At 69.0% G+C, this 455-nt stretch carries 1 protein-coding gene; it reads right to left on the bottom strand.

Annotated features, from left to right (window positions below):
* Positions 1-202: molybdopterin-binding protein (locus BN4575_RS22915; RefSeq protein ID WP_256029050.1), on the bottom strand; the 202-nt coding region annotated here is incomplete at its 3' end.
* Between the last annotated feature and the right edge of the window lie 253 nt (positions 203-455).

Below are 455 nucleotides of genomic sequence, written 5' to 3'. Positions count from 1 at the left end.
CGCCGGTGGCGATGACCAGCCGGTGAGCGCTCGCGAGCTGGCGGATCATGGCGGCGATGCGGTCGACGTCGTCGTCGACCGTGACGGACTGGCTGACCGTGAAGCCCGCCGCCGTGAGCTCGGCAGCGAGCCAGGCCTCGTTGGTGTTGATGATCTCGCCCCGGGTGAGCTCGGTCCCGATCGAGAGAAGCGCGACAGTCATTGGGAAGGGCGACTGTAACCCAATCCGGAGCAGGCGGAGCGCGTTTCCGGAACGTTTTGCGCCGAGGTCGCGCCGCTTTGCTCCTTCTCGCCCCCTTCTCGCCCCCTTCTCGCCCCCTTCGCCTCCTCTTCCCCTCCCCTTCCCTCCTCTTCCCCTCCCCTTCCCTCCTCATTCCCCTCTCTTCCCCTTCCCTGGCCCGTGGCGCCCGCCGCGCGCCGCGGGCTCAAGGGGCATAGGCGCACCGGAAGCCGAT

This window comes from Aeromonas sp. EERV15, from assembly GCF_900079845.1.
Taxonomy (GTDB): Bacteria; Pseudomonadota; Gammaproteobacteria; order Enterobacterales; family Aeromonadaceae; genus Aeromonas; species Aeromonas sobria.
Note: the sequence above shows the minus strand (reverse complement) of the source record. Positions and strands in the feature narration are given on the sequence as shown.